Origin of the sequence: Micropruina sp., from assembly GCF_047607385.1 — a bacterium.
Lineage (GTDB): Bacteria > Actinomycetota > Actinomycetes > Propionibacteriales > Propionibacteriaceae > Micropruina.
The window spans coordinates 1-4,274 of sequence record NZ_JASGDE010000186.1; the positions used below are offsets into that span (position 1 = coordinate 1).

The window sequence follows — 4,274 nt, forward strand, 5'->3', positions numbered from 1 at the left end:
CACGGGTTGCGCAACGCATCCTCGCCCTGACCACCGCCATCTGGCACAACCACCACACAAACTCCCTAGCCAGAAGAACACTGACCGCCTACGACCACTAACACCCCCAGGAATTGATCATCTAGGGCCTGCGATCAGGACCGTTGGTCGAGCCTGTCGAGACCCGACCCCATCGGGCGCCGTCCGAGGGTTTCGACAAGCTCAACCGGCGGAGCCGCGAAACTCCTAGGCTGGGTGCCCGCGCGAAGGAGGCAGACCTGATGGATCCCGTGGTGGCGCTGCGCGAGATCGCCTACCTGATGGAGCGGGAACGCGCCGACAGCTACCGGGTGAAGGCGTTCCGGCGGGCCGCCGAGATCGTCGACGCGATGCCCGCCGATGAGCGCGCCGGGCATGCCGCGTCCGGTACCTGGAAGCAGGTCCGCGGGCTGGGCGCCACCTCGGTGGCGGTGATCGAGCAGGCGCTGCGCGGCGGCGTCCCCGACTATCTGTCCGGCAAGCGGGCCAAGGCGCGTCCGCTGGTCGACCCGGAACCGGCGCTGCGCTCGCTGCTGAAGGGCGACCTGCACACCCATTCCACCTGGTCCGACGGCGGCAGCTCGGTGGAGGAGATGATGCTGGCCGCCCAGGCGCTGGGCCACGAGTACACCGCGGTCACCGACCACTCGCCTAGGCTGCGGGTGGCGCGCGGGCTGTCCGCCGAGCGGCTCGCCGAGCAACTCGACCTGATCGACGACCTGAACGAGGCGATGGCGCCGTTCCGGGTGCTGCGCGGCATCGAGGTGGACATCCTCGACGACGGCTCGCTGGACCAGTCGCCGTTCATGCTGAACCGGCTCGACATCGTGGTGGCCAGCGTGCACTCCAAGCTGGCGATGGACGCCGAGTCGATGACCCACCGGATGGTGGCGGCGATCGCCAACCCGCGGACCAACATCCTCGGCCACTGCACCGGGCGGTTGATCGAGGGGGAGCGGGGCACCCGCGGCGAGAGCTCCTTCGACGCCGAGGTGGTCTTCGAGGCCTGCCGGACCTTCGGGGTGGCGGTGGAGATCAACTCCCGTCCGGAACGCTGCGACCCGCCGGACCGGCTGCTGGAGCTGGCCAGGGACGCCGGTTGCCTGTTCAGCATCGACACCGACGCCCACGCCCCGGGGCAGCTGGAGTTCCTGGTCTACGGCGCGGCCCGGGCCGAAGCGGCCGGCATCGACCCCGACCGGATCGTCACCAGCTGGCCGGTGCAGCGGCTGCTGGACTGGGCGAAAGCCTGATCTGAGACAAGTCCGCTCGCCGTTCGGACGCCGCGTCGCCGACACACTGTGGTCCAGCCGATGTGCGGAGCAGGGAAGATGGGGCAGGATGGACCCAATCACCCGGTGGTGCCCATCGTCGCGCGCCGGGCCGTGCATGAGAAAGGACTCCCCTGTGGCCATGAGCGAGAATGTCGGCCCGATCCTGAACGGACTGCCCACCAGCCTGCCCGACATCGACTCGGAGGAGACCGCCGAGTGGTTGGAGTCCCTGGACGGGATCATCGACGAAGGCGGCCGGAACCGGGCCCGCTACATCATGCTCAAGCTGTTGGAACGCTCCCGCGAGCGGCACCTGGGCGTACCGTCGCTGACCGTCAGCGACCACATCAACACCATCCCGCCGGAGAGCGAGCCGTGGTACCCGGGCGACGTCGAGCTGGAGCGGAAGTTCCGCCGGCTGGTGCGCTGGAACGCCGCGATCATGGTGCACCGGGCCAACCGCCCGGGCATCGGCGTCGGCGGCCACATCTCGTCCTTCGCCTCCTCGGCGACCTTGTACGAGGTGGGCTTCAACCACTTCTTCCGCGGCAAGGACCACCCCGGCGGCGGTGACCAGATCTTCTACCAGGGTCACGCCTCGCCGGGCATGTACTCCCGCGCCTTCCTGGAGGGCCGGCTGGAGGAGGCCGACCTGGACGGCTTCCGCCAGGAGCACAGCCACGTCGTCGACGGACGCGTCCGCGCGTTGCCGTCCTACCCGCACCCGCGGCAGATGCCGAACTTCTGGGAGTTCCCGACGGTCTCCATGGGCCTGGGCCCGCTGGACGCCATCTACCAGGCGCAGTTCAACAAGTACCTGCACAACCGCGGCATCAAGGACACCTCGCAGCAGCACGTCTGGGCCTTCCTCGGCGACGGCGAGATGGACGAGCCGGAGAGCCGCGGTGCGCTGCAGCTGGCGTCCTACGACGAGCTGGACAACCTGACCTTCGTGATCAACTGCAACCTGCAGCGGCTCGACGGCCCGGTGCGCGGCAACGGCAAGATCATGCAGGAGCTGGAGGGCTTCTTCCGTGGCGCCGGCTGGAACGTGATCAAGGTCGTCTGGGGTCGCGGCTGGGATCCGCTGCTGGCCGCCGACCGCGACGGCGCGCTGGTCAACGTGATGAACAACACCCCGGATGGCGACTACCAGACCTTCCGGGCCAACGACGGCGACTACGTCAAGGAGCACTTCTTCGGACGCGACCCCCGGGTCGCCAAGATGGTCGACGGCTGGGACGCCGAGAAGATCTGGAAGCTGACCCGCGGCGGCCACGACTACCACAAGGTCTACGCGGCCTACAAGGCGGCGATGGAGTTCACCGGGGCACCGACGGTGATCCTGGCGCACACCATCAAGGGCTACTTCCTCGGCTCGCACTTCGCCGGCCGCAACGCCACCCACGGCATGAAGAAGATGGCGCTGGACGACCTCAAGCAGTTCCGCGACCGGCTCGACATGCCGATCACCGACGCGGTGCTCGAGGCCGACCCGTACCGTCCGCCGTTCGTCAACCCGGGTGCCAGCGACGAGCGGATCGCCTACGCCCTGGATCGTCGCCGGACCCTCGGCGGCGGGCTGCCGCAGCGCCGCAACAAGCCGGCGCCGATCAAGCTGCCGGACGACTCGGCCTACGCCACGGTGAAGAAGGGCTCCGGCCAGCAGCAGATCGCCAGCACGATGGCCTGGGTGCGGCTGTTCAAGGACCTGATGCGGGACAAGGAGTTCGCCCCGCACGTCGTCCCGATCATCCCGGACGAGGCCCGCACCTTCGGCCTGGACGCGTTCTTCCCGACGATCAAGATCTACAGCCCGCACGGCCAGACCTACACCCCGGTGGACCACGAGCTGATGCTCGCCTACCGGGAGGCGAAGAACGGCCAGATCCTGCACGTCGGCATCAACGAGGCCGGCTCGATGGGCGCCTTCGCGGCGGCCGGCAGCGCCTACGCCACGCACGGCGTCCACATGGTGCCGATCTACATCTTCTACTCGATGTTCGGCTTCCAGCGCACCGGCGACTCGATGTGGGCCGCCGCCGACCAGTTGGCCCGCGGCTTCCTGCTCGGCGCCACCGCGGGTCGCACCACGCTGGCCGGCGAGGGCACCCAGCACATGGACGGGCACAGCCACATCCTGGCCGCGACCAACCCGGCGATGCGCTGCTACGACCCGGCCTACTCCTACGAGATCGCGCACATCATGCAGCACGGTCTGGAGACGATGTACGGCGCGAACCCGCAGGACGTCATCTTCTACATCACCTTGTACAACGAGCCGATGGTGCAGCCGCGCGAGCCCGAGGGGATCGACGTCGAGGGCATCCAGAAGGGCATCTACCTGCTCAAGGAGGGCTCCTTCGACGGTGTCGCCGGCGACGCGCCGCGGGCGCAGCTGCTGGCCTCCGGTGTCGGTGTGCCGTGGGCGCTGGAGGCCCAGGAGTTGCTCAAGCGGGACTGGGGCGTGGTGGCCGACGTGTGGAGCGTCACCTCGTGGAACGAGTTGCGCCGCGACGCGCTGGCCGCCGACGAGCACAACTTCCTGCATCCCGAGCAGGAGCGGCAGGTGCCGTTCGTGACCCAGCGGCTGGAGGGCCGTCCGGGCCCGTTCATCGCGACCTCGGACTACATGCGGCTGGTGCAGGACCAGATCGCCCAGTGGGTGCCCGGCGAGTACCACTCGCTCGGTGCCGACGGTTTCGGCTTCTCCGACACCCGTGCGGCGGCGCGGCGCTACTTCCACATCGACGGCCCGTCGATGGTGGTGCGGACGCTGCAGGCGCTGGCCGCCAAGGGCCAGGTGGACGCCTCCGCTCCCGGCCAGGCCGCCGAGAAGTACCGGCTGCTGGACGTGACTGCCGGGGCGTCCGGCAGCGCGGGCGGCGACGCCTGATCGAACGCGCCGTGGGCCGGGGTTGCGCTGTTTCGGTGACCCGCCCCCAGCCGTGTACGCGCTTTACGTCCGGCGCGGAAGTATGG

General features: G+C 69.1%; 2 protein-coding genes. Both read left to right on the forward strand.

Translation table 11 applies throughout. The features are described 5' to 3' along the window. The first annotated feature begins 260 nt into the window (after nt 1–260). A complete protein-coding gene (locus QM582_RS16170) occupies nt 261–1,271 on the forward strand; it encodes a PHP domain-containing protein (protein WP_415086104.1) in 1,011 nt (336 codons plus the stop codon). 160 nt (nt 1,272–1,431) lie between these two features. Beyond that, entirely contained in the window at nt 1,432–4,188 is a 2,757-nt protein-coding gene (gene aceE, locus QM582_RS16175) for a pyruvate dehydrogenase (acetyl-transferring), homodimeric type (RefSeq protein ID WP_415086106.1), read from the forward strand. The last annotated feature ends 86 nt before the right edge of the window (nt 4,189–4,274 follow it).

What these genes read in the sequence shown, in the direction of transcription:
- QM582_RS16170 (WP_415086104.1), top strand. Translation starts at nt 261, where the DNA reads ATGGATCCCGTGGTGGCGCTGCGCGAGATCGCCTACCTGATGGAGCGG.
- aceE (WP_415086106.1), top strand. Translation starts at nt 1,432, where the DNA reads ATGAGCGAGAATGTCGGCCCGATCCTGAACGGACTGCCCACCAGCCTG.